This is a genomic window from Streptomyces sp. NPDC085460 (assembly GCF_044541975.1).
In the GTDB taxonomy this organism is placed as follows: domain Bacteria; phylum Actinomycetota; class Actinomycetes; order Streptomycetales; family Streptomycetaceae; genus Streptomyces.
The window spans coordinates 37,591-61,468 of record NZ_JBITTO010000009.1; the positions used below are offsets into that span (position 1 = coordinate 37,591).

Consider the following 23,878-nt stretch of genomic DNA (forward strand, 5'->3'; position numbering starts at 1 on the left):
TCAGGCTCCCTTGGGGGTCGGGACGGCGGTGATGCGGATATCGGATCCGATGTGCGCGGTCTCGGTGATGTCGAGGCGCAGCGCGCGGGTGAGGGTGGTGATGCCGGCGTCGGCGAGGGCCGCGGGGCCCGCGCCGAGGAGGACCGGGGCGAGGTAGCCGACGACCTGGTCGACGGCGCCCCCGGCGACGAAGGCGCCCGCGAGGGTGGGGCCGCCTTCGAGGAGGACGGAGCGGACGCCGCGCGCGTACAGCCCGTCCAGCAGTTCGTGCACGCCGACGCGGCCGTCGCGCAGGGGCAGCCGCAGCAGGTCGACGCCGGGCAGGTGCCGGGTGTCGGCGTCCTCGCCGACGACGAGGAGGGTGGGCGCGGCGTCGTCGAGGATCCGGGCGGTGGGGAGCAGCTGGGCGTGGGTGTCGAGGGCGACCCGCAGGGGCTGGGTGGCGCCCTCGATGCCGCGGACGGCGAGGTGCGGGTCGTCCGCGCGGAGCGTCCCGCCGCCGACCAGGACCGCGTCGGCCTCGGCGCGCAGGCGGTGGACGTCGGCGCGGGAGTCGGCGGAGCTGATCCAGCGGGAGGTGCCGTCGGCGGCGGCGATCCGGCCGTCGAGGGTGGCGGCGTACTTCCAGCGGACGAAGGGGCGGCCGGTGCGGACGGAGGTGAGCCAGGCGAGGTTGCCGGCCTCGGCCTCGTCCTCCAGGACCCCCGCCGTGACCTCGACGCCGGCCGCGCGGAGGGTTTCCGCACCACCGGTGGCCTGCGGGTTCGGGTCGGCCACGGCGTAGACGACGCGGGCGATCCCGGCCTCGATCAGGGCCTGCGCGCAGGGGCCGGTGCGGCCGGTGTGGTTGCAGGGTTCGAGGGTGACGTGGGCGGTGCCGCCGCGGGCGAGGGCGCCGGCCTCGCGCAGGGCGTGGACCTCCGCGTGGGGGCCTCCGGCGCGCTGGTGCCAGCCCTCGCCGACGATCCGGCCGGAGGCGTCGGTGACGACGCAGCCGACGACGGGGTTGGGGCTGGTGGCGCCGAGTCCGCGGGCGGCGAGCTCCACGGCGCGTCGCATGGCGGTGATGTCGGCCTGCCGGTCCACCGGGTCCTCCTGCCTCTTCGGGCACGGACTCCGGGGCCTGTCGATGACGACAGAGAGCGGGTACGACGACTGCGCACGGGTGTGCCGGAACGGCCGGAGGTCCACGGGTGCGCCGACGGAGATCGGCCACCAGCGGACGTACGGCCGGCACACCCCTGTCAGGGGTCGCCCGCCGCGCACTGCCTCCCATCCGGACTTTCACCGTCGGTCCAGGAATCTCACCTGGTCAACCGGCCGCTGGCTGCGGACGGGTCGCGGACTATACCGCCGGTTCGGAATTACACCGACCCCGGAGTGCGCTGCTGCTGATACAGGGCCAGTGTGCCACGCGCTGTCAACGGGCATGCACACGATCCCTGTGCGATGACTCACACGGTCCCACGAAATTTTCCGTTGGTCCAGACCTATTGACGCACTGGTCTAGTCCTCTTAATGTCCGTGTCACCTCCGAGGCACGGACCGCCGGTGTGCGCACACCGCGGACCCAACACGTACCACCCCCTTGTTCGTTGCGTGTTTTTTCACCTCCCCGAGGAGGACCAGATCGTGCTGTCCCCCACGACCAAGAGAGCGTCGCTGTTCGCGTCCGGTGCCGCAGTCGCCGGTCTGCTGCTCAGCTCGCTCGCCGGAGGCGTCTCGTACGCCGCCGACAACGAGTCCTGTCGCCCCGACGGCCTGTACAAGACGCCCGGCGTCGACGTCCCCTACTGCTCGGTCTACGACACCGAGGGCCGCGAGAAGATGGGCGCCGACCACCAGCGCCGCATCATCGGCTACTTCACGGGCTGGCGCACCGGGAAGAACGGCGAGCCCGCGTACCTCGCCAACAACATCCCGTGGGACAAGATCACCCACATCAACTACGCCTTCGGCCACATCGGCGGCGACAACAAGCTCTCGGTCGGATCGGACGGCCCGAACAACGCCGCCACCGGCATGACCTGGCCCGGAGTGGCAGGCGCGGAGATGGACCCGGCCTTCTCGTACAAGGGCCACTTCAACCTCCTGAACAAGTTCAAGAAGCAGCACCCGAACGTCAAGACGCTGATCTCGGTCGGCGGCTGGGCCGAGACCGGCGGCTACTTCGCGGACAACGGCGACCGGGTGAACTCCGGCGGCTTCTACTCGATGGCCACCAACGGCGACGGCTCGGTCAACCAGGCCGGCATCGACACCTTCGCCACCTCCGCGGTCGACTTCATCCGGAAGTACGGCTTCAACGGCGTCGACATCGACTACGAGTACCCGACCACGATGAAGGACGCGGGCAACCCGCTCGACTTCACCATCGCCAACGCGCGCCGCGCGGGCCTGGTCCAGGGCTACGCGGCCCTCATGAAGAGCCTGCGCGAGAAGCTGGACACGGCCGGCGCCGCCGACGGCAAGCACTACATGCTGACCGTCGCCGCCCCGTCCTCCGGCTACCTGCTGCGCGGCATGGAGACCTTCCAGGTCCAGAAGTACCTGGACTACGTCAACATCATGTCGTACGACCTGCACGGCGCCTGGAACGAGTACGTCGGTCCGAACGCCTCGCTCTTCGACGACGGCAAGGACGGCGAGCTCGCCGCCGCCAACGTCTACGGCTCCGCGCAGTACGGCAACATCGGCTACCTCAACACCGACTGGGCCTACCACTACTTCCGCGGCTCCATGCCGGCCGGCCGCGTCAACATCGGCCTGCCCTACTACACCCGCGGCCACAAGAACGTGCAGGGCGGCACCGACGGCCTCTGGGGCAAGGCCACCGCGGCCACCTGCCCGGCCGGCGCCGGCCTGACCAAGTGCGGTGACGGTGCCGTCGGCATCGACAACCTGTGGCACGACAAGGACACCGCGGGCAAGGAGTCGCCGGCCGGCTCCAACCCGATGTGGCACGCCAAGAACCTGGAGAAGGGGATCGTCGGCGACTACGTCACCCAGTACGGCTTCCCGGCGAACACCACCCTGACCGGCACCTACGCCCGCAAGTACGACTCGACCCTGGTCGCGCCGTGGCTGTGGAACGCCGAGAAGAAGGTCTTCCTCTCCACCGAGGACGAGCAGTCCGTGGGCGCCAAGGCCGACTACGTCGTCGACCGCGGTGTCGGCGGCACCATGATCTGGGAGCTCGCCGGCGACTACGACTGGAACGCCGCCAAGGGCCAGTACGAGATGGGCGACACGCTCACCTCGCTGATGTACGACAAGTTCAAGGCCGCCACCCCGTACGGCGCCAAGAAGTCCAACAAGGCGCTGCCGACCCAGGCCGTGAACATCGAGACCGCCTTCACCGAGTTCAAGCTGGGCGACTCGAACTACCCGCTCACCCCGAAGGTCAAGATCACCAACCGGACGAACACCACGCTGCCCGGCGGCACGGAGTTCCAGTTCGACTACGGCACCTCGGCCCCGGCCAACGCCTCGGACCAGTCCGGCTTCGGCACCAAGGTCATCAGCAGCGACCACACCGGCTCCAACGTGGGCGGCCTGAAGGGCGACTTCCACCGGGTCTCGCTGAAGCTCCCGGCCTGGCAGTCCCTCGCCCCCGGCGCGACGATCGACCTCGCCTTCAACTACTACCTGCCGGTGTCCACCCCCTCCAACTGGACGGTGAACATCAACGGCACCACGTACGCCCTCGCCGGCGACCTGGCGCGCGGCACGACGGTGGTGGAGCCCGGCTCGACCACGCCGCCGACCACCCCGCCCACCACGCCGCCGACGACCCCGCCGACCACGCCTCCGACCACGCCTCCGACGACGCCGCCCACCGGCTGCGCCACCCCGGCGTACGTGGCCGGCCAGGTCTACAACACGGGCAACGAGGTCTCCCACAACGGCCGGAAGTACAAGGCCAAGTGGTGGACCCAGAACGAGGCGCCCGGCACCACCGGCGAGTGGGGGGTCTGGCAGGACCTCGGCGCCTGCTGACGCACCACCCCTGAAATACCCCCGGCGGCGGTCTCACGGCCCTTGGCCGCCGCCGGGCCGCACCCTCCGCGCCGCGCCCCCCTGTCCGGGGCGCGGCGCGGTCGCGTTCACGGTCCGGTCCGGTCTGGCCTGGCCGGTCTGTTCCGGTCTGGTCTGGTCCGGGCCGGTCCGGTCCGGGCCGGGCCGGGCCGGGCCGGTCTGTTCCGGTCCGGTCCGGTCCTGTCCGGGCCGCTACGGGAAGAGCGCGTCCTGCGCCGCGTCCCGGGCCCGCAGCAGCGCGCCCCGCAGCACGGCCGCGTCGCCGAGGGCGGTGGCGCGGACCTCGGTGCGCAGCGGGGAGAGCGCGGCCAGCTCGGCCTCCACGCGGGCCGCGAGACCGGGACCGCCCCGGTGGCCGGTCTCGCCGCCGAGGACCACACAGCCCGGGTCCAGGACGGCGGCGACGGCCGCCGCGCCGACGGCGAGCCGGCGGGCGCAGGCGTCGAGGAAGGGGCCGTGGCCCGAGGTGAGGGCGCCGGCCGGATCGAGGCCGTGCTCGGCCGCCAGGGTCCCGATGGCGGCGGTGCTGACCAGTTCGTGGAAGCCGCCGTCGCAGCCGGTCGCCGAGGGCAGCCCGGAGGTGCCGGGCACCGGCAGGAAGCCGATCTCGCCCGCGCCGCCGGAGGCCCCGCGGCGTACCCGCCCGCCGAGGACCACGGCGGCGCCGACGCCCTGGCCGAGCCAGAGCAGGACGAAGTCCTCGCGGTCCCGGGCCGCGCCCTCGCGCAGTTCGGCGGCGGCGGCGAGGTTGGTCTCGTTCTCGACGAGCACATGGGCGGGGAGCCGTTCCTGGAGGACGGCGACGAGCCGGCGGTGCCAGGCGGGCAGTCCGGTGGAGTCGCGGAGCTCGCCGGTGGCCGGATCGATGAGGCCGGGGGCGCCGACGGCGACGGAGTGGAGCCGGTCGGCGCCCGCCTCCCGCGCGGTGCGCTCCAGGAGGGCGACCGCCTTCTCGACGGCCGGTCCCGTGCCGGCGTCCTCGCCGACCGGGGCGGCGGCCCCGGCGAGCGGGGTGCCGACCAGGTCGGTGACGGTGACCGAGACGGAGCGGGTGCGGACGTCGAGCGCGGCGAGGTGCGCGCGGTCGGCGACGAGTCCGTACAGCTTGGCGTTGGGGCCGCGGCGCTCGGCGCCGGACTCGCCGACGACATGGACCAGGCCCGAGTCGCCGAGCCGCTCGACGAGGTCGGCGACGGTGGGCCGGGAGAGCCCGGTCAGGGTCTTGAGCTGGGCTGCCGTCAACGGGCCCTCGTCCTGGAGCAGGCGCAGGGCGAGCCGGTCGTTGATGGCCCGGGCGGTGCTCGGGGATGCGGCCATGCGGGGATCCTCTCAGACGTCACCCCGCCGGCTCCGCTCCGGACCACTATTTATCAGGCAGGGTTCCTGATAGTTTACGCGCACACCACACGACCCGGGGAGGAACACCATGACGGCGGAGACCGCCCTCAGCTCCGAACGGCTCCGGCGGGCCCGCTTCGCCGTCGCCGCCGTCTTCTGTGTGCACGGCGCCGTGACCGGCAGCTTCGCCACCCGGATCCCCTGGATCCAGGAGCACGCGGGAGTCAGCGCGGGCCAGCTCGGCCTCGCGCTCGCCTTCCCCGCCCTCGGCGCCTCGCTCACGATGCCGCTGGCGGGACGGATCAGCCATCGCTTCGGCGCCCGCACCGCCCTGCGCGGTCTGCTCGCGCTCTGGACGCTCTCGCTCACCCTGCCCTCGCTCGCCCCCAACGTCTGGGGCCTGTGCGCCGCGCTCTTCGTCTACGGCGCCACGGCCGGCATGTCCGACGTGGCGATGAACGCGCTCGGCGTCGAGACCGAGAACCGGCTGGGCCGCTCCATCATGTCCAGCCTGCACGGCATGTGGAGCGTCGGCGCCCTGCTCGGATCGGCGGCCGGCACCGTCGCCGCCCACCTCGGCGGCGACGCCCGCCTCCACCACCTGGTCGCCGCGCTCGTCCTCACCGCGCTGGGCCTCGCCCTCTGCCAGGGCGTCCTCGACCCGGCGCCCGCCGAGGAGGAAGAGGCCCCGCCGCGCTTCGCGCTGCCGCCGAAGTCCGCCCTGGTGATCGGCGCGATCGGCTTCTGCGCCGTCTTCGCCGAGGGCGCCAGCCTCGACTGGTCGGCCGTCTACCTCCGCGACGAGCTGGGGAGTTCGGCGGGGCTCGCCGCCGCCTCCACCACCGCCTTCGCCCTCACCATGGCCGTGGCCCGGCTGGCCGGCGACCGGGTGGTGGACCGCTTCGGCGCCGTCCGCACCGTCCGGGTCGGCGGCGCCGCCGCCACCGTCGGCGGGATCATGGTGGTCACCGCCCCGCACGCCGCCGTGGCGATGGCCGGATTCGGACTGATCGGCCTCGGGGTCGCGGTCGTCGTCCCCCTCGCCTTCGCCGCCGCCGCCCGCTCCGGCCCCAACCCCAGCCAGGCCATCGCGGGCGTCGCCACCATCACGTACACCTCCGGTCTGATCGCCCCGTCCGCGATCGGCGGCATCGCCGACGCCACCTCGCTGGTCTTCTCGTTCGGTCTGGTCACCGCGCTCGCCTTCGGGCTGATCCTCGGCGCGGGCGTGCTGCGGACCGCCCCGCGCGCGGCGACCTCGGCGCCCTCGGGCACCGACGCGGCGAAGAGCGCGGGCCCGGTCGGCTGAGCCCGTACACCGGCGCGGCGAGGTGCGGGCCGGCCGGCCGCGCCCGTACACCCGGTACGGGCCCGGTCGGCCGGGCCCGTACCCGGTGGGTCAGGAGCGGGGGCGGCGCAGGCCGATCGCGATGAGGAGGGCCGCTCCCAGGACGATCGCCACGTCGATCGTGATCACGGTGCGCACCCCCGCCAGGAGGTCCGTGGTCGTGGTCGCGAGGACGCCCAGCAGCGGGATGCCGACGGTAATGCCGATCTGCTGGGTGGAGGTGACCAGGCCGGTGGCCAGACCCTGCTCCTCGTCCGGCACGCCCGACGTGACCGTCAGACCGTACGAGATGATCGCGGCGAGGTGGCACACACAGGCCAGGGCCAGGCAGACGGCCGCCACCCACACGCTCCAGCCCGCGGTCCCCACGGCCAGCAGGCCGGCGCAGAACAGGCCCTGGCCCACGAGGGAGCCGACCAGCGTCGGGCCGCTTCCGAAGCGCCCGACGACCTTCGGGATGAAGCCGCCCGACACGGCCGCGGCCAGGCCCTGGAAGCCGAAGACGAGGCCCGTCTGGAAGGCGGACAGGTCCAGGACCTGCTGGAGGTACAGACCCATCACGAAGACGACCGTGCTCATCATCGACAGGGTGACGAGACCGCCCAGATTGCCCCAGGCGACCGTCCGGCGGCGCAGTGTCGTCAGCGAGATCAGCGGGTCCGCCGTGCGGGACTCCACGACCACGAACACGGCGAGCAGCAGCACCCCGGCGACCAGGGCGACGATCACGTCGGCGCCGCCGAAGCCGCGGTCGGCCGCGGTGGACAGCGCGTAGATCACGGCGAGCAGCCCGCCCGTGACGGTGAGGGCGCCCGGCACGTCCAGACGGGGGCGGCGGGGGTTCTTCGACTCGGGGAGCACACCCGGCGCGAGCGGCAGGACGATCAGCGAGAAGAGGGCCAGCAGGCCCATCGTCGAACGCCAGCCGAGGGTGTCGGTGAGCACCCCTCCCATCACCATGCCGACCGTGAACCCGAGGGAGAGCAGGGTGCCCGAGATGGACAGGGCGCGGTCCCGCAGCGGCCCCTCCGGGAAGGTGGTGGTCAGCAGCGACATGCCGGTGGGCACGATGGCGGCGGCTCCCACGCCCTGGAGGGCGCGGCCGGTGAGGAACGAGGCCGGGTCCCAGGCGAAGGTGGCCAGGAGCGAGGACGCACCGAACAGGACCAGGCCGGCGAGGAAGATCCTGCGCCTGCCGAAGAGGTCGCCGGCACGGCCGGCGACCAGGAGGAAACCACCGGAGGGCAGGGCGAAGGCGGTGACCGCCCACTGGAGGGCCGCGGGGCTCATGCCCAGTTCGCCGCCGAGCGTGGGAAGGGCGACGTTCAGCACGGAGAAGTCGAGCGCGACCATGAACTGCGCGGCGCACAGCACGACGAGGACGAGCGTGGACCTGGCCGGGGCCGCGGTGCCTTCGGGTGGCGCCCCGGCGGGGGCGGAGGCGGTCTCGGTGCTCTGGGTCATGGGTCCTGACTTTCGGGAGGGGACGGGTCGGTCGAGCGGGGCGGCGGGGGGTCAGCCCGGCAGCCGCGGGCCCGGGGCGTGGAAACCGCCGTCGGCGAAGACGAGGGCGGGGACCCCGGCCGGGCGGAGCGTCCGGCACCGTTCGACGGCGCCGATGACGATGACGTGGTCACCGGCCTCGACGAGCCGGTCGAGCCGGCAGGCGAAGTAGCCGACGGCGCCGCTCAGCAGGAGGCCCCCGCCGGGGGCCTCGGCCGTGCGGACCCCGCCGGGGAATCCGCCGTGGAATCCGGCCGCGCCCGTGGGACGGTCCGGGTCGGCGAACCAGCGGGCGAGCGGCTCCTGTTCGGCGGCCAGCAGGTTGACGACGAAGGCGCCGGTGGCCTCGATCGGCCCTCGGATGCGGGCACCGGTCCTGACCGAGAACGAGACGAGCGGCGGCGCGAGGGAGAGCGTCGTGAAGGAGCTGACCGTCATGCCGTGCGCGGCGTCGCCCGTCCCGCTCGTCACGACGGTGACACCGGTGGGCAGACGGCGGGCGACGGAGCGGAGCTCCGCCCCGGGGTCGGCCCCGGCGGCGCCCTCGGACAGGCCGGCCGGCTCCGTGTCCCGGGACGCGGCGGGGGTCGTGGGCGTGGTCGTCGTGGTGCTCAGGGCCCCGACTCCGTCCGTACGGGCAGCGGTGCCGCGCCGAGCAGCACCGCGGCGAGGTGGGAGACGCCCGCGCCGAAGAGCACCAGCGTGCCGTCCTCCGGCTCCGCGTGCTTGCGCTCCGCGAGGCGGTCGGCGAGGTTGATCAGCGGGTCGCTGCCCAGGCAGTGCGCGACGCGGCCCACGTTGGCCCTGGACAGGCGGTCGCCGCCGAGGCGGACGTCGCCGAGGTAGAGCTCCAGGACGTCGCCGGCGAAGTTGCTGGGGAGGACCGTCCGTACGTCGTCGAGCCCGCCCCCGTCCCGCCGGGCGGCGAGGCGGCCGAACAGCTCCCGGTGCGCGGCGACCCGGGCGAGGAGCTGCTGCTGCGGGGCACCGGCCTGGTGGAGGCCGGCGTCCGAGTGGTGGGCCATGCCCAGGACGGGCAGGCCGCTCGCGGTGGCGGAGACCAGGACGGACGCCGCCGCGTCACTGGCGATCGCCGCTCCCCCGGCGACGATCCGCGCGCCGCCCGTCGCCCGGGCGGCGAGGTCGCCGGTGACGACGAGGACCTGCCGGGCCGTGCCGTCGCGGACGTAGGAGGCCGCGGTGCCCACGGCGACCATGGCGGTGGCGCAGTCCATCAGGCCCGTGGTGACGGCCGTCGCGCGGGAGATGCCCGTCTCCTCCAGGAGTTCGGCGACGTCACGGTGGGCGGACCGGTCCCCGGGCAGCGAGTCGGTCGCCAGCAGCACCATGTCGATCTCGGAGGCCGGGACGCCGGACTCGGCGAGGGTGCCGCGGACCGCGTGGGCCATCAGCTCGGTGACGGGGGCGTCCGACCAGTGGTACGTGTGGAACCCGGCGCCCGGCGCGGTGAGTTCGGCGGCGACCCGGGGGTCGGCCAGCAGCTCCGGCAGCTCCGTCACGGGTTCGGCGAACTCCCCCAGTTCGTACGCGGGGGCACACAGCCGCGCGGTGATCACCGGTCCACCTCCTGGGCGGCGGCGCCGGCCAGCGCGGTGAAGCGCTCGGCCAGGCCGCGTACGGTCGACTCGTCGTAGAGGGCGGTGTCGAACTCCAGCCAGCCCGTGACGCCTTCGGGGCCCGGGTAGACGGCGAGGGTGAGGTCGTAGCGGGCCGTCGCCTTGTCGAGGTCGGCCGAGGTCGCCAGGGCGCCCTGGACGCGGCGTTCCTCCCCGCCCAGGTTGTCGAAGACGAAGACGGCGTCGAGGAGCGGGTGCGTCCCCGCCAGGCGGCGGGTGCCCTCGATCAGTTCGCCCGGGTAGGCGGCGTGCCGCAGGCCGGCCCGGGTGATGTCGCGAGCCGCCCGCAGGCGGTCGCGGTGGCCGCCGTCGCCGCCGCCCCGCAGGCGCACCGGCAGGACGTTGAGCAGGTAGCCGACCACGTCGTGGCTGTCCGGTGAGGTCCTGCCGGTGGTGAAGGTGCCGAGGAGGACGTCGTCGGAGCCGCCGAACTCGGCGAGCGCCGCCCAGGCGACGGCGAGCCAGCCGGCGTAGGCCGTGGCGCCCTCGCGCTTCGCCCCGGCGGTGACCGCGTCCGCGACGGCGGCGGGCAGCGTGAAGCCGACGCGGGCGCCGGTCCTCGTGGTCTCGTCCGCGCGCGGGCGGTCGGTGGGCAGGGGCGGCGGGGCGTCCGCGGTCTCGGCCGCCCAGTAGGCCGCCGCCGCGCGGCCCTCGGGGCCCCGCACCCAGGCCCGCTGGTCCGCGGCGAAACGGCCGAAGGTGCCGGGGGTGGCGGAAGTGCCGGGGGCCGCGTCGGCGGGGGTCCCGGCGCCGAGCGCGTCGAGCAGGAGCTCGAACGACCAGGCGTCGAAGACCAGGTTGTGCACGGCGAACAGGAGCCACGACTCGTCCGGCGCGGGCCCCTCGGCGAGCGTCACCCGCAGGAGCGGCCCCGCCGCGAGGTCGAAGGGTTCCTCCGCCTGGCTCCTCGCCAGGGCGTGCGCCTCGGCCTCGTCGCGGCAGCGGGCGCGGACGAGACGGGGCGGCAGCGCCGTGTGGATGACGGGCCGTACGGTGTCGCCGTCGGCCTCGAAGGTCGTCCGCAGCGCCTCGTGGGACGCGGCGAAGGCGAGCACCCGGTCGGCGATCCGGTCGAGGTCGACGGCGGCGCCGGTGAGGTGGACGGCCTGGCAGACGACGTCGACGGGCCGGCCGCCCACCTGGTGGTGGGCGCGCCACAGGCGCCGCTGGCCCGGGGTGAGTTCCGGCCGCCGGGCCGTGGGGAGAGCCGCGCGGAGGCGGGCGCGCTGCTCGGGGGTGAGGGCCGCGACGCGCGCGGCGAGGTCGCCGGTCACGCGTACCGCCTCCGCAGCTCGTTCAGGTGCTCCAGGCTCTGCACGACGAGGTCCTCGTCGACGCCGAAGTCGATCAGGCAGGCGATCTCGTCGACGCCCATGCCCCCGAAGCGCTCGACGACCGCGCCGCACGAGTCGGGGGTGCCGAGGAGCGCCCCCTTCTCGAAGTACTTGTCGAAGGCGAATTTGATGAGCTCGTCCTGGTCGCTCTGGGAGATGTCGCGGACGCCCGCGCCGGGGGCGAGGTTCTTCTTCTGCGAGTCGATGACGGTGAAGAAGGACCGCAGGTAGTCGCTGAACGGCGGCCAGACCGTCTCCCTGACCTCGTCGAGGTCGGTGCCGATGAAGGTGTGCAGCATCAGCGTGACGGTGGTGGAGTCGCGGTCGTGCCCGTACTCCTCCAGGGTCTTGTAGTAGAGCGCGAGCTTCTCCTCCAGCTCCTCGTTGGTCATGTCGATGAGCGCGGTGAGGACGTTGCAGCCCAGCCGGCCCGCGGTCTCGAAGGTGTCCGCGCTCTTGGTGCAGGTGAGCCAGATCGGGAGCTCGGGCTGGACGGGCTGCGGGTGCAGCTCGACCTCGACGTGGTTGCCGAGACCGTCCTGCACGTAGACGGGGGCGCCCTCCCACAGCTCGCGCAGCGTGGTCACGGCGTCGAAGGTGCGGGTGCGCCGGTCCTCCCAGCCGGAGGGGTTGATCGCGAAGTCGAGCGGGCTGAAGCCGGTGGCCAGGGCGATGCCGGCGCGGCCGCGGGAGAGGTTGTCGACGACCGACCACTCCTCCGCGACGCGGATCGGGCTGTGCAGGGGCAGGATGACGCTGCCCGCCCGGATCTGGAGGCGCTGGGTGGCCATGGCGAGGCCCGCTCCGAGCACGGAGGGGTTGGGGTAGAGGCCGCCGAAGCGGTGGAAGTGGCGCTCGGGGGTCCAGATCGCGGTGAAGCCGTTCTCGTCCGCGTACTTGGCCGCGTCGAGGACGAACCGGTACTTGTTCTTCTCGTCTCCCGAGAAGAAGATCAGGCTGAAGTCCACCGTCAGTTCCCCTGTTCCGGGCCGGCGGCGACCGCCGCGTCCGTGTCGGTGCCGGCCTCGGCGGCCAGCAGTCGTTCCATGTCCTCCGGAGCCAGTCCGGCCAGCTCGGCCGCCAGCTCGGCGATCTCGTCGCCCGCCTCGTCCGCGTCCTGACGGGTCTCGTCCGCGCGTGCGGCGTCGAGGCGCTCCTGTACGAGGGCGGCCAGCGCCCTCGGGGTCGCCTCGCCCAGGACGTCGGCCAGCGGCACCTCGACCGAGAACTGGGTGCGGACGTTGGACAGGAGCCGCACGATCAGCAGCGAGTCGCCGCCGTGCTCGAAGATGTCCGCGTCGAGCGGCATCTCCGGGTCGCCCAGCAGCTCGCGGACGAGCGCGGCGACCTGCTCGACGAGATCGCCGTCGCCCGGGTCCCCGCCGGCTTCCGCGACGGCCGCGGAGACGCCCCGCGTCGGCCGGGTGACCTGGTCGTTGCGCACCCACTGGTCGAGCCGGTAGTCGATGTCCCAGGTGGAGACCGCGACGTGGGAGACGTCGCGCAGGGTGAGCAGGCGGCGGATCGTCTCCAGGCCCTCGTCGGGCTGGATCGCCTTGTCGTCCATGCTGCGGCCGATCGCGGAGATCGCCCGCTTCTCGTCCTGGTGGTGCTGCCACACGTCCCAGGCGGCGCTGATCCACACGGTGCGGTCCAGGCCGCGGTTGGCGCGCTCGGCCGCCGCGTCCATGAAGTGGTTGGCGGCGCCGTATCCGAGCAGGCGCAGGCCGCCGAGGACGCCGGCCAGCGAGGAGAGCATCAGGCAGAAGTCCACCGGATGGTCGGCGAGGACCTTCTCCAGGACGATCTGGCCGTACGCCTTGGAGACGAAGTGCCAGCGGCACTGCTCGACGCTGGCCGCCGTGATCGCGCGGTCCCACTGCTCGCTGGGCAGGCCGGCGGCGTGGACGACGCCGTGGACGGTGCCGAACTGGGCCGCGACCTTCTCGAAGGCGGCGCGCAGCCCGTCCTCGTCGGCGACGTCGGCGTTGACGAGGAACGGCGCCGCCCCCTCCGCTTCGAGTCCGCGCAGCCGGGTGATCCGCAGCGAGGTCTCGTCGGTGGCGGGGTGGGCCGCGAGCCAGTCGTCCCAGGTCTCTCGGGCGGGCAGCGGCTCGCGGGTGAGGAGCGCCAGGCGGGCCCCGCACTCGCGGTGGAGCCAGCGGCCGATGGTGGTGCCGATCTCGCCGAGGCCGCCGGTGATGAGGTAGACGCCGCCCTCGCGGAGCCGGGACTCGGCGTCGGCGGTCCAGTCGGCCCGTACGCGGGCCATCTCGGCGATCCAGCGGGTCGCGCCCCGGAGGGTGACGGCGACCTCGGGGTGGCGGTGGCCGGCGAGTTCGGCGGCGAGGGTGCGCAGCGACCGCTCGTCGGGTTCGGCCGGCAGGTCGAAGTGACGGGAGCCGATGTTGCCGTGCTCCTGGCCGATGACGCGGGCGGCCACGGCGAGGGAGACGCGTTCGGCGGCGGGCGCCGGCTCGGCGGTGCTGATCGCGTAGGCGCCGGCGCTGACCAGGTCCAGCTGGAGCGGCTGGGTGACGTCGTGGGCGCCGAGGCCCTTCACGAGGGCGATCAGGCTGTAGAGGCCGTGGCGCTGGGCCTCCTCGAAGCGCTCGATGCCGCGCTCGGGGGGCAGCGGGGCGGTCGACCAGGCGTGCACGACGCGGGCGGGGAAGGTGTCCTCGCCGAGCAGGTCGGCGACGAGCCGGGCGTGGTCCTCCTCGGATTCGGGGTGCACCGTCCAGGCGTCGCCGTCGCGGCCGTACCGCTCGCCGGCGCGCACGGTGTACACCCGGCCGGCGAAGGCGTGCTCGGCCAGGCGGGCGGCGGTCCCCTCCTCGTCGGCGAAGAGGAGGACGGGCTCGGTGATCGGGGCGGCGGAGGCGTCGAGGGTGCCGACGGCCTGGCGCCAGACGGGGGCGGAGAGCCACTCGTCGAGGGGGAGCTTGGGGACGCCCGCGCCGGGGGCGCCGGTCGCGCCGGAGACGGTGCCGGCGCCACGGTCGATCCAGTAGCGCAGTCCCTCGAACGGGTAGGTGGGCAGCGGCACCCGGCCGCGGCCGTGGCCGGCGTGGTGGCCCGCCCAGTCGACGGGGAGTCCGGCGGCCCACAGGCGCCCCAGGGCGGCGTGCAGGGCGGTCAGGTCGGCGCGGGCGTCGCGGGCGCGGGCCGCGGACGTGACGACGGGGACTCCCGTCTCGCGGTCGGGGTGGCGGCGGGTGAAGGTGGCCAGGGTCTGTCCGGGGCCGACTTCGAGGAAGGCGTGCTCGCCGTCGGCGAGGACGGTGGCGATGTTCTCCGCGAAGCGCACGGTGTCGCGGAGGTGGCCGGCCCAGTAGGCGGGGTCGGTGGCCTCGTCGTCGCGGATCCAGGTGCCGGTCCGGTTGGAGAGGAACGGGATCTGCGGGCGGCGGAGTTCGACGGTCCGCAGGAGCTCGGTGAGCGGTGCGACGGCGGGGTCCATCATCGCCGAGTGGAAGGCGTGCGAGGTGACCACCTTGCGGTGGGCGACGCCGTCGGCGGTGAGGCGGGAGGTCAGCTCGCGGATCGCCTCCTTGGGGCCCGCGACGGTGCAGACGGACGGCTCGTTGACGGCGGCGAGTGCCACGGCGTCGTCGAGGTAGCGCGTCACCTCGTCGGGCGGGAGCATCACGGCGAGCATGGCGCCGGCCGGCAGCTCGTCCATCAGCCGGCCGCGTTCGGCGACGACCCGCAGGGCGTCCGGGAGCCGGAAGACGCCGGAGAGCGTCGCGGCGACGTACTCGCCGACGCTGTGGCCGACGAGCGCCGTGGGCTCGACGCCCCAGGCCATCCACTGCTGGGCGAGGGCGTACTCGACGGCGAAGAGCGCCGGCTGGGTGAGCCGGGTGCGGTTGATGTCGTGCCGCTCGCCCTGGTGTCCGCGCGCCCCGGGGTGGAGCACGTCGCGCAGGTCGAGCCCCAGGTGGGGGCGGAGGAGCTCGGCGCACTCGTCGAGGACGCCGCGGAAGACGGGCAGGTGCTCGTACCAGTCCTGGCCCATGCCGACGTACTGGGAGCCCTGGCCGGGGAAGAGCATGACGACGGGCCGGTCGGCGGGCTCGCCGGAGTCCTGGTGGAGGTGGCGCGGGTCGCCGGTCCTGAGGGCCCGGACGGCGGTGTCGCGGTCCGGTGCCGTGACGACGGCCCGGTAGTTGAAGGTCCGGCGCGCGGTGGCGAGGGTGTAGGCGGTGTCGCCGAGGCCCAGGTCGCCCGACGGGCCGGTCTCCCCCGGGGCGGTGGCCTCCAGGTGGTCGGCGAGGGCCGCGCGGGCCTTCTCCAGTGCCGCGGGCGACTTGGCGGAGACCGGGAGGACGACGACCGGTGTGGCGCGGGTGCGGCCGTCGGCGGACGGGGCCGGTGCCTCTTCGAGGACGACGTGGGCGGTGGTGCCGCCCATGCCGGTGGAGGTCACGGCGCAGCGCAGGGGGCCGTTGTCGTCCTGCCAGGGTTCGGTGGCGGTGCTCATCCGGAACCGCGTTCCCTCGACGGGGAGTTCGGGGTTCCACTCGGTGAGGTGGGGGGTGGCCACCAGGGTGCGGTGGTGGAGCATGAGGACGCACTTGATGAGTCCGATGACGCCGGCGGCGACGCTGAGGTGTCCGAGGTTCGCCTTGACGGAGCCGATGGTGAGCGGCTGGGCGCCCTCCGCGTCGTACGCCTGCGCGGCGGCGGTGAGCTCGATGGGGTCGCCCATCCGGGTGCCGGTGCCGTGGGCTTCGAGGTAGCTGACGGTGCCCGGCTCCACTCCCGCGACGGCGAGGGCCTCGGAGAGGACGGCGGCCTGCCCGTTGACGCCGGGGGCGGTGTAGCCGACGCGGTCGGCGCCGTCGTTGCCGATGGCGGAGCCGCGGATCACGGCCCAGACGGTGTCGCCCTCGGCGACGGCGTCGGCGAGGCGCTTGAGCACGACGACGCCGGTGCCGTTGCCGAAGACGGTGCCGTCGGCGGCGGCGTCGAAGGGCCGGACCGTGCCCGTGGCCGAGGCGATGCCGTCGGCCTCGTGGAGGTAGCCGGCCTCCTGCGGGAAGCGGACGGCGACGCCGCCGGCGAGCGCGAGGTCGCACTCCTCCGAGAGGAGGCTCTGGACGGCGGTGTGGACGGCGACGAGCGAGGTCGAGCAGGCCGTCTGGACGGAGATGCTGGGACCGGTGAGGTTGAGGTGGTACGAGACCCTGGTCGCCAGGTAGTTGGGGTCGTTGCCCATCAGCGTCGCGAGGTCCTCGCGCAGGCGGGCGACGGATCCCTTGAAGCCCTTCTCGCCCGTGAGCACGTTGTCCAGGAGATACGTGCTGGCGAGCGCGCCGGCGAAGACGCCGATGCGTCCGGCGTACTGCTCCGAGTCGTGACCGCTGTGTTCGAGGGCGGACCAGGAGGACTGGAGGAAGAGGCGCAGCTGCGGGTCCATCCGCTCGGCCTCGCGGGCGCTCAGGTAGAAGAAGGAGGCGTCGAAGAGGTCAGCGCCTTCGAGGGCGGCGGCGCGGCGCACGTAGCGCGGATCGGCCAGGGTGGAGGCCGGGACGCCGGCGGCGCGCAGGGTGTCCTCGTCGACCTCGGCGATGTGCCCGGTGCCGTCGAGCAGGGTGCGCCACAGTTCCTTGTGGTCGCGGGCGCCGGGTACCCGGCAGTCGAGTCCGACGACGGCGATGAGGCCGTCGAGGGCCGAGTCGTCGTGGTTCGCGTCAGTCACGGGGCCCTCCAGAGGCGGCGGTCCGGTCCGCGCCCGGGGCGGGACGGTTCGTGGACGGGGGTGTACGGGGTGTGGTGCGGCGTCGGCCGCGTGCGGTGAGGCGTCGGGAGCCCCGGGTCTCGCCCTCGGTGGCGCCGGAGGCCGTCGGGGCGCCGGTGCCGGACTCGGCGGCGATCAGGCGGGCGAGGGCGCGGACGGTGGGGGCCCGGTAGAGGTCGGTCATCCGGATGCCGGGGGCGACCGTGCGGGTGAGGACCTCGTGGACGGCGGCCATGCGCAGCGAGGTGCCGCCGAGGTCGAAGAAGTTGTCGTCCAGACCGGTCACGGGGGTGCCGAGCACGTCCTGCCAGGCGTCCGCGACGGCGCGCTCGACGCGGTTGCCGCGCCGGACGCCGTGGTCGGCGGCGGGGGCGGTCGCGGCGGCGAGCGGGTCCGGCAGGGCCGCCCGGTCGATCTTGTGGTTGGCGGTCAGCGGGAGCTCGTCCAGGAGCACGTACGCGGTCGGTACGGCGTGGTCGGGCAGGGTGCGGCGGAGCGCGGCCCGCAGTTCGGCCGGGACCGGCCGGCTGCCCGCCGAGGCCACCACGTGGGCGGCGAGCTGCCGTTCGCCGAGGCGGTCGGTGAAGGGCATGACGACGGCCTCGCGGATCTGGGGCAGGTCCTTGAGGGCGCTCTCCACCTCGCCCGTCTCGACCCTGATCCCGGAGATCTTCACCTGGAAGTCGCGGCGTCCGACGAGCAGCAACGTGCCGTCGTCGAGGCGCCGGGCGAGGTCGCCCGTCCGGTAGGTGGTGCCGTCGGTGACGGCGCCGGGCGCCAGATAGGGGCTGGTGACGACGAGTTCGCCCTCCCCGGGCCCCTGGACGTCGTCGCCGTCGGGGCCGACGAGCCGGACGGTGGTGCCGGTGACGGGCCGGCCGAGCGGGAACACTCCGGTGGGCGGGCGGTAGTCGGGGCCTTCGACGCGCAGCAGGGCGCAGGAGCACTCGGTGGAGCCGTACGCTCCGGCGATCCGGCAGTGCGGGGCGAACATGCGCCGGTAGGAGTCGAGGTCGGCCAGGTGGAGGGTGTCTCCGCCGAGGGCCAGCATGCGCATGGCCGGCAGCCGGGTCCCCCGCGAGGCCATGGCGCGGACGAGGGCCCGGAAGACGGGGAGGGTCGAGTGGTAGACGGTGATCCGCTCGTCGGCCATCCAGTCCAGCAGGCCGGTGACGCCGAGGGCCTTGAGGTCGACCGGGTAGAGGGCGGCGCCGTTGAGGAGGGCGGCGAAGGTGTCCTGGACGGCCGAGTCCCAGCTGTACGCGGACTGGAGGGACAGCCGGTCCTCGGGGCCGACGCGCAGTCCGTCGGTCCAGGCGCGGGTGTGGTGCAGGACGTTGCGGTGCAGCTGGGCGACGGGTTTGGGCGTGCCCGTGGAGCCGGACGTGTAGAGGACGTACGCCTCCCCCTGGGGCTCCGCGTGGACGGCGGTCAGCGGCTCGGGGTGGCGGACGAGCGCGGCGTACGACAGGACGGGCAGCCCCGGCGCGATCCGGGCGGCGGTGTCGAGTCCTCCGTCGCCCGCCACGACCGCGCGGGCGCCGGCGTCCTCGGCCATGAAGGCGAGCCGCCGCTCGGGGTAGGCGGCGTCGAGGGGGACGTACGACAGGCCGGCCTGGAGGACGCCGAGGAGTGCGGCGATCATCTCCGCGCCGTGGGAGAAGAGCAGGCCCACGCGGTCGCCCGGGCGCAGTCCGGCCTCGGCGAGCGCGGCGGCGACGCGGCCGGCGCGGTCCCGGGTGTCGCGGTAGGTCCAGCGGTCGCGGGGGGTGACGACGGCGGGCCGGTCGGGGTGGGCGGCGGCGATCTCCAGGAACCGGTGGACGAGGGTGCCGGCCCGTTCGGCCTCGGGGAAGGGGCGGTGGCCGGTGGCGGGGGTGTCGGTCATGGTGCCTCCTTCCGTTCGGCGGGGGTGGGGGCGGGGGGATGGTGGAAGAGGGCGGCCGGGTGGGGTGGCCGCCGCCTCAGCTCCGTGTACGCCTCGGCGGCTTCGTCGAGGGTGAAGCGGGGCAGCCGCATCGCCGCGGGCGTGATGGCCCCGGAGGCGACCAGGTCGAGGGCGCGCTGGAGGTTCTCGGTGACCGTGTGTTCGCCGGCGGCGGGGGTGACGCCGGTGAGGCCGCGGGCGTAGGACGGATCGCGGTATCCGGCGCCGCAGCGGGCGGCGTACCGGATGTCGAGGTTGCCGAGTTCGACGCTGAAGTCGATCCGGGCGGAGAAGCGGCCGACGCCGACCAGCCGGGGGCGGCCGGGAGCGGCCGACGCCCAGCGGGCGGCCCCGGTCACGGCGGCGCTCATGTCGCCGGTGCCGCAGAGCATGACGCAGCGTCCGCCGGTGGTACCGGCGGGCGGCGCGGAGGCCGGGAGGGCGGGGCCTTCGGCGACGGCGAGGCCGAGGGCCTCGGCGGTGGCGAGCCGGTCCGGCCGGAGGTCGTGGACGAGGACCCGGCAGCCGCGGGCCGCGGCGGTCTGGGCGACGAGGAGGCCGACCATGCCGGCGCCCACGACGGCGACCTCGTCGCTCGGTGCGAGGTCCGCGCGGTCCACGGCGTGCACGGCGGTGGCGGCGAGGTTGGCGACGACGGCGTCCGCCAGGTCCACCCCGGCGGGCACCGGCCGGCACAGCAGGTGGGGGACGGTGATGACGTCCGCGTGCACGGCCTCGCCCCAGCCCATGGCGATGACCTGGTCGCCCGGGGCGAATCCGGGGGTGCCGGGGCCGGTGGACTCGACCGTGCCGGCGGCGCAGTAGCCGAGGGTGAAGCGCTCGCCGGTGCGCGCCGAGCGGTCCAGGTAGTGGAGTTCGGTACCGGGGCTGATCATGGTCCAGCGGGTGCGGAGCCTGAGCTCGCCGGGGCCGGGCGCGGGCCTCGCCGCCTCCTGGACGACGGGGAGCGCCGCTCCGGCCGCGACGAGCTCCCGCGTGGTGAGGACGGCGGGCGGCGGCGTCACGCGTGCTCCCCTTCGGCCGGGGCGGCGATCAGTTGTTCGTCGGGGATGATGTCGAGCTCCTCGCGGTAGTGCGGCAGGGGTCCGAGCGGGACGGGCTTGCCCGACTCCTCGTAGGAGGCCCTGCGGTTGCGTTTGCGTTCGAGGCCGAGGTTGAGGCCGGCCAGGTCGACCGGACGGTGGGTGAGCAGACCGCGCGCGAAGCCTTCGGCCATCGCCTTGCGGCCCGTCTCGGTCCGGATGAAGACCCGCCCGTGCTTGTCCTGGTCGCCGCCCTGCACGCTGGCGGCGAAGATGTTCGGGTCGCCGTCGCTGACGCTCACGTCGGCCAGGCCCGACATCCAGTCGCCGCAGGAGAGGCAGCGGTGGGTCTTGTTGCCCGCGAAGTCCCTGACGGCCTGCCAGAACGCGACGCGGTGGTCCTGGCCGTCGGCCGTGCGGATGCCGATGTCACCGGGGTACTCGCCCTCGCGGTAGCGCAGGCGCACCACCGATTCCAGGGGGACCTCCGCGCGCTGGGTGATGACGGCGGCGGTGCCCTCGGGGCGGGTGCTGGAGGAGCAGGCGGGTTCGACGAGCAGGACCACGTGGTCGCGTGCCCAGCGGCCGGCCTCCGTGTCCATGGCCTGGAGCTTGCGCATGGCCTGGATGTGGCAGGCCACGCCGGACATCGCGACCTTGGCGTCGGGTTCGTGGAGCATGACGGGACGCAGCGCGCCGAGATAGGGGGCGAGCTGGTACGTGGACTGGGCCGTGCCGGCGAGCGCGGCCGGATCGCGGACGAGGGCGGGGGCCGCCCGCCAGGGTTCGTCCGCGTCCCTGCCCATCGACAGGACGACGGTCACGCCGAAGGCGGCCATGGCCGTCTGGAGGAGGGCGGTGAGGCTTCCGCCGCTGGCGGACGCCTCGAAGACGACGGGGTCGAGGGAGTGGCCCGCGACGACCTCGTCGAAGATCCCGGTCCACCGTTCGGCGGGGGTGCGGGTGCGGCGGAAGAGCCGCTCCTCGGTCGCGGGGGTGCCGGGGTCGGCGCCGGGGCAGACCGTGAGGCAGTCCGTGCACTCGCCGCAGTCCGCGGCGGTCCAGGAGTCGGCGGTGAGGACGGGGGTGAGCCCGTCGAAGCCGATCACCCCGGCGGGGCAGGCCAGTTGGCACGCCCCGCACACGGTGCACAGGTCGGGTCGGAGCACGTCCTGCTCGAGTTGCTGGAAGGTCATGGCGGTCATGCCTCCACGGCGGTATCGGCGGCGGACACGGCCGCGGCGAGTCCTTCGATCAGCTGCCGGTAGTCCGCTTCGTCCAGGAGCGCCGGCGGGACGATCTTCACGGTGGCGCCCTCGGGGCCGCCGCCGAAGAGGAGCAGCCGGCCGCGCAGGGCCTGCCCGGTCACGGCGCGGGCGCGGGCCGGGTCGGGGGCTCCGTCGCGTACGCAGTCGAAGGCGGCGAGGGCGCCGGCGGTGCGTACCGACGCCATCCAGGGATGGCGCGCGGCCAGTTCGGCGAGGTCGTGCGCGAGGCGTGCGCCGAGCTCCCGTGCACGGCGCGGGAGGTCCACGTCGGTGACGACGTCGAGCACCGCGGCCGCGGCCGCGCAGGAGACGGGGTGGCCGGAGAAGGTCGAGGTCTGCACGCCGGCGGGCAGCGCGTCGACGACGTGCCGCTCCCCCACGACGGCCCCGACCGGGAAGCCGTTGCCGAGGGTCTTGCCGAGCAGGGTGAGGTCGGGGCGCTCCGTCATGAGCTCGGCGGTGAACAGGCGACCCGCCCGGCCGAGGCCGGTGTAGATCTCGTCGAGGATCAGCAGCGCGCCGCGGGCGTGGGCCTGCCGGGCGATCTCGTCGAGGAGGGCCGGGGCGACGGGGAGGACGCCTTCGGTGACCTGGACGGGTTCCAGGACGACGGCGGCCGTGCCGCCGAGCCGGTCGGCCCGGTCGAGCGCCCGCGAGAGCCCGGCGGCGAACCGTTCGGCGTCGTCCTCGCGCGGTGTGCGCGGATCGGGCAGCTCGGCGGTCACGACGGAGGTGTCCGGCAGGTCGCTGTACGCCTTGAACTCCGGCCTCCAGGTCAGCGCGAGCGCGCCGGCGGTCTTGCCGTGGTAGCCGTGGCGGAAGGTGACGACGGCCCGGTGTCCGGTGGCGGCGCGGGCGATCTTCAGCGCGGACTCGACGGCCTCGCCGCCCGTGGCGGTGGGGAGCACCGCCGCGTCCCGGTAGGGGCTCAGGCGCGCGATCCTGTCGACCATGCGCGTGCGGGCGTCGGAGGAGAGTTTGCATCCGGTGTGGGTCAGCCGCCCCAGCTGGTCGGCGGCGGCGGCCGTGACGGCGGGGTGCTGGTGTCCGAGGGTGGCCGCGCCGCTGCCGGCGGTGCCGTCGAACCAGGGTGTCCCTTCGGCGGTGTACAGCCAGGGGCCCGATCCGGTGGCGAACTCGGGTCCGAGCACGGTCCCGGTGGAGCGCGCCTCGGCCGCCGGGGCGGTCTTCGCTTGGGTCATCGCTCTGCGTCCTCGTGGATCGTGGCGCCGACGGCACGCTGCACGCCGGCGAAGTCGGGGAAGGAGGTGCGGTGGCAGCCGCCGCCCAGGACCGTGGTCCGGCCGGGCAGGCTCATCGCGAGCGTGGCGGCGGCCATGGCCAGCCGGTGGTCCTCGAAGGCGGGGACCCGGCCGGCGGAGAGGGGGGCTCCGCCCGTGACGATCAGGCCGTCGTCGACGACGTCGACGCGTGCGCCGAAGGCGGCGCCCAGGCGGGCCGTGGTGGCGAGCCGGTCGGTCTCCTTGAAGCGGAGTTCCCCGGCGCAGCCGATCCGGGAGATGCCCGGCAGGGCGGCCGCGACCAGGGCGAGCAGGGGGACCTCGTCGATCAGGGCGTGGAGGAGGGCGGGTTCGTCCACGTGGAGGGCGGTGACGCCGTCGAGGCCGCCGCGGGCGACGAGGGTGCCGACGGGTTCGCCGCCGGAGGTGAGGCGGCGGTCCGCGTACACGATGTCGGCTCCGGCGGTGCGCAGGACGTCGAAGAAGCCCAGCCGGGTGGGGTTGAGGCCGACGTCCGGCAGGCGCAGTTCGCTGCCGTCGCCCCAGAGCAGGTGGGCGGCGAGGGGGTAGGCGGCGAGCGAGGGGTCGCCGGGGACGTCGATGACCGGCGGCACTGTGTAGCCGCCGCCGTCGCAGACGACGGCCCGCTCCTGTTCGGTCAGGCCCGCGCCGAAGGCGGCGAGCATGCGCTCGGTGTGGTCGCGGGAGCGGACCGGGTGCCGGACCGTCACCGGCAGGCGGGCGGCCACCGCGGCGAGCACCACGGCGGAACGGGCCTGCGCGCTGCCGACCACGAGGTCGACCGTGCCGGGCCGGTGGACGGGGCGCTCGACCAGGACCGGCAGGCGGCCGGGGTCGCCCAGGTAGCGGATGTCCGCGCCGAGCGCGACGAGGGGTTCGACGAGCCACTCCATGGGCCGGTGCCGCAGTACCTCGTCGCCGTCGACGACGGCTCGGGTGCCGGTGCCCGCGAGGAGGCCGACGAGCAGCCGGGCGGCCGCGCTCGACCCCTCCGTCTGGAGGTAGGGGACGTCCCCGGGCCACGCGGTGACGCCGTGGTGGGGGCGCCGGGGCTGAGGGACGGGAGCCGCCCCCCGCCGCACCGTGAGGGCGCTGCCGCCGGTGCCCGTGCCGTCGGTCTCGACGGACAGGCCCAGGGCCCGCATGGCGGGGAGGAGCGCGCGTACGGCACCGCCGAGGTTGGCGTTGCGGATCGTGACGGTGGCGGGGGCTCCGGGGAGCATCGCGGCGAGCAGCGCGCGATGGGTCACCGACTTGTCCCCGGGGACGCGCGCTTCGAGCGACGCGCCGCCCCGTACGACCCGGCCGCCGTCCACTTCGAGGTTCGCCGATGTCGTGGCCGGCATGGCGAACTCCTGGGTGTCTGGCACGGGCGACTCCTTGGCGGCCGGAGGGTTTCTGGGGGGCGGCGATCAAGCTGCCACGCCGGAACCG

General features: G+C 74.5%; 15 protein-coding genes and 1 riboswitch. Of the genes, 2 read left to right on the forward strand and 13 right to left on the reverse strand.

Features of this window, described 5'->3' with window-relative positions:
- Positions 1–1,086, reverse strand: a complete 1,086-nt coding sequence (gene ribD / locus ACIGHB_RS23620; protein WP_399915697.1) for a bifunctional diaminohydroxyphosphoribosylaminopyrimidine deaminase/5-amino-6-(5-phosphoribosylamino)uracil reductase RibD — start codon at positions 1,084–1,086, stop codon at positions 1–3.
- A 172-nt stretch (positions 1,087–1,258) separates the two neighbouring features.
- Positions 1,259–1,388: riboswitch (FMN riboswitch) on the reverse strand.
- Positions 1,389–1,632: 244 nt separating this feature from the next.
- On the opposite strand from ribD, the gene ACIGHB_RS23625 reads away from it, so the two are divergent.
- Positions 1,633–3,999: a chitinase C-terminal domain-containing protein gene (locus ACIGHB_RS23625; RefSeq protein ID WP_399915699.1), complete on the forward strand. Its 2,367-nt coding sequence runs from the start codon at positions 1,633–1,635 to the stop codon at positions 3,997–3,999.
- 231 nt (positions 4,000–4,230) lie between these two features.
- Here ACIGHB_RS23625 and ACIGHB_RS23630 read toward each other — a convergent pair whose 3' ends face one another.
- A complete protein-coding gene (locus ACIGHB_RS23630; protein ID WP_399915701.1) occupies positions 4,231–5,355 on the reverse strand; it encodes an ROK family transcriptional regulator in 1,125 nt (374 codons plus the stop codon).
- 109 nt (positions 5,356–5,464) lie between these two features.
- Between ACIGHB_RS23630 and ACIGHB_RS23635 the strand changes: the two genes are divergently transcribed.
- On the forward strand, positions 5,465–6,685 hold the full coding sequence (locus ACIGHB_RS23635) for an MFS transporter (RefSeq protein ID WP_360317896.1): 1,221 nt from the start codon (positions 5,465–5,467) through the stop codon (positions 6,683–6,685).
- Between the two features lie 90 nt (positions 6,686–6,775).
- Here the strand turns inward: ACIGHB_RS23635 and ACIGHB_RS23640 are convergent, their stop codons facing one another.
- The 11 genes from ACIGHB_RS23640 to ACIGHB_RS23690 are packed head-to-tail and all read right to left on the reverse strand — an operon-like array spanning position 6,776 to position 23,814.
- Positions 6,776–8,188, reverse strand: coding sequence for an MFS transporter (locus ACIGHB_RS23640; RefSeq protein ID WP_399915703.1), 1,413 nt, complete (start codon positions 8,186–8,188; stop codon positions 6,776–6,778).
- A 51-nt stretch (positions 8,189–8,239) separates the two neighbouring features.
- Entirely contained in the window at positions 8,240–8,842 is a 603-nt protein-coding gene (locus ACIGHB_RS23645; protein WP_399916122.1) for a flavin reductase family protein, read from the reverse strand.
- Positions 8,839–9,804 carry an acyl carrier protein gene (locus ACIGHB_RS23650; RefSeq protein WP_399915705.1) on the reverse strand — a complete coding sequence of 322 codons (966 nt, stop codon included), beginning with the start codon at positions 9,802–9,804 and terminating at the stop codon, positions 8,839–8,841. The genes ACIGHB_RS23645 and ACIGHB_RS23650 overlap by 4 nt, the downstream gene beginning before the upstream one ends.
- On the reverse strand, positions 9,801–11,138 hold the full coding sequence (locus tag ACIGHB_RS23655) for a condensation domain-containing protein (RefSeq protein WP_399915707.1): 1,338 nt from the start codon (positions 11,136–11,138) through the stop codon (positions 9,801–9,803). Before ACIGHB_RS23655 ends, ACIGHB_RS23650 begins: the two co-directional genes overlap by 4 nt.
- Complete coding sequence (locus ACIGHB_RS23660; RefSeq protein WP_360317904.1) at positions 11,135–12,166, reverse strand: MupA/Atu3671 family FMN-dependent luciferase-like monooxygenase; 1,032 nt, start codon at positions 12,164–12,166, stop codon at positions 11,135–11,137. The genes ACIGHB_RS23655 and ACIGHB_RS23660 overlap by 4 nt, the downstream gene beginning before the upstream one ends.
- A 2-nt stretch (positions 12,167–12,168) precedes the next feature.
- Positions 12,169–16,905 carry a beta-ketoacyl synthase N-terminal-like domain-containing protein gene (locus ACIGHB_RS23665; RefSeq protein ID WP_399915710.1) on the reverse strand — a complete coding sequence of 1,579 codons (4,737 nt, stop codon included), beginning with the start codon at positions 16,903–16,905 and terminating at the stop codon, positions 12,169–12,171.
- Positions 16,898–18,832, reverse strand: a complete 1,935-nt coding sequence (locus ACIGHB_RS23670) for a non-ribosomal peptide synthetase (protein ID WP_399915712.1) — start codon at positions 18,830–18,832, stop codon at positions 16,898–16,900. The genes ACIGHB_RS23665 and ACIGHB_RS23670 overlap by 8 nt, the downstream gene beginning before the upstream one ends.
- Positions 18,829–19,896, reverse strand: coding sequence for a zinc-binding alcohol dehydrogenase (locus ACIGHB_RS23675; RefSeq protein WP_399915714.1), 1,068 nt, complete (start codon positions 19,894–19,896; stop codon positions 18,829–18,831). The genes ACIGHB_RS23670 and ACIGHB_RS23675 overlap by 4 nt, the downstream gene beginning before the upstream one ends.
- Positions 19,893–21,119, reverse strand: a complete 1,227-nt coding sequence (locus ACIGHB_RS23680) for a Coenzyme F420 hydrogenase/dehydrogenase, beta subunit C-terminal domain (RefSeq protein WP_399915716.1) — start codon at positions 21,117–21,119, stop codon at positions 19,893–19,895. The genes ACIGHB_RS23675 and ACIGHB_RS23680 overlap by 4 nt, the downstream gene beginning before the upstream one ends.
- Positions 21,116–22,384 carry an aspartate aminotransferase family protein gene (locus ACIGHB_RS23685; RefSeq protein ID WP_399915718.1) on the reverse strand — a complete coding sequence of 423 codons (1,269 nt, stop codon included), beginning with the start codon at positions 22,382–22,384 and terminating at the stop codon, positions 21,116–21,118. Before ACIGHB_RS23685 ends, ACIGHB_RS23680 begins: the two co-directional genes overlap by 4 nt.
- On the reverse strand, positions 22,381–23,814 hold the full coding sequence (locus ACIGHB_RS23690) for a 3-phosphoshikimate 1-carboxyvinyltransferase (protein ID WP_360317917.1): 1,434 nt from the start codon (positions 23,812–23,814) through the stop codon (positions 22,381–22,383). The genes ACIGHB_RS23685 and ACIGHB_RS23690 overlap by 4 nt, the downstream gene beginning before the upstream one ends.
- Between the last annotated feature and the right edge of the window lie 64 nt (positions 23,815–23,878).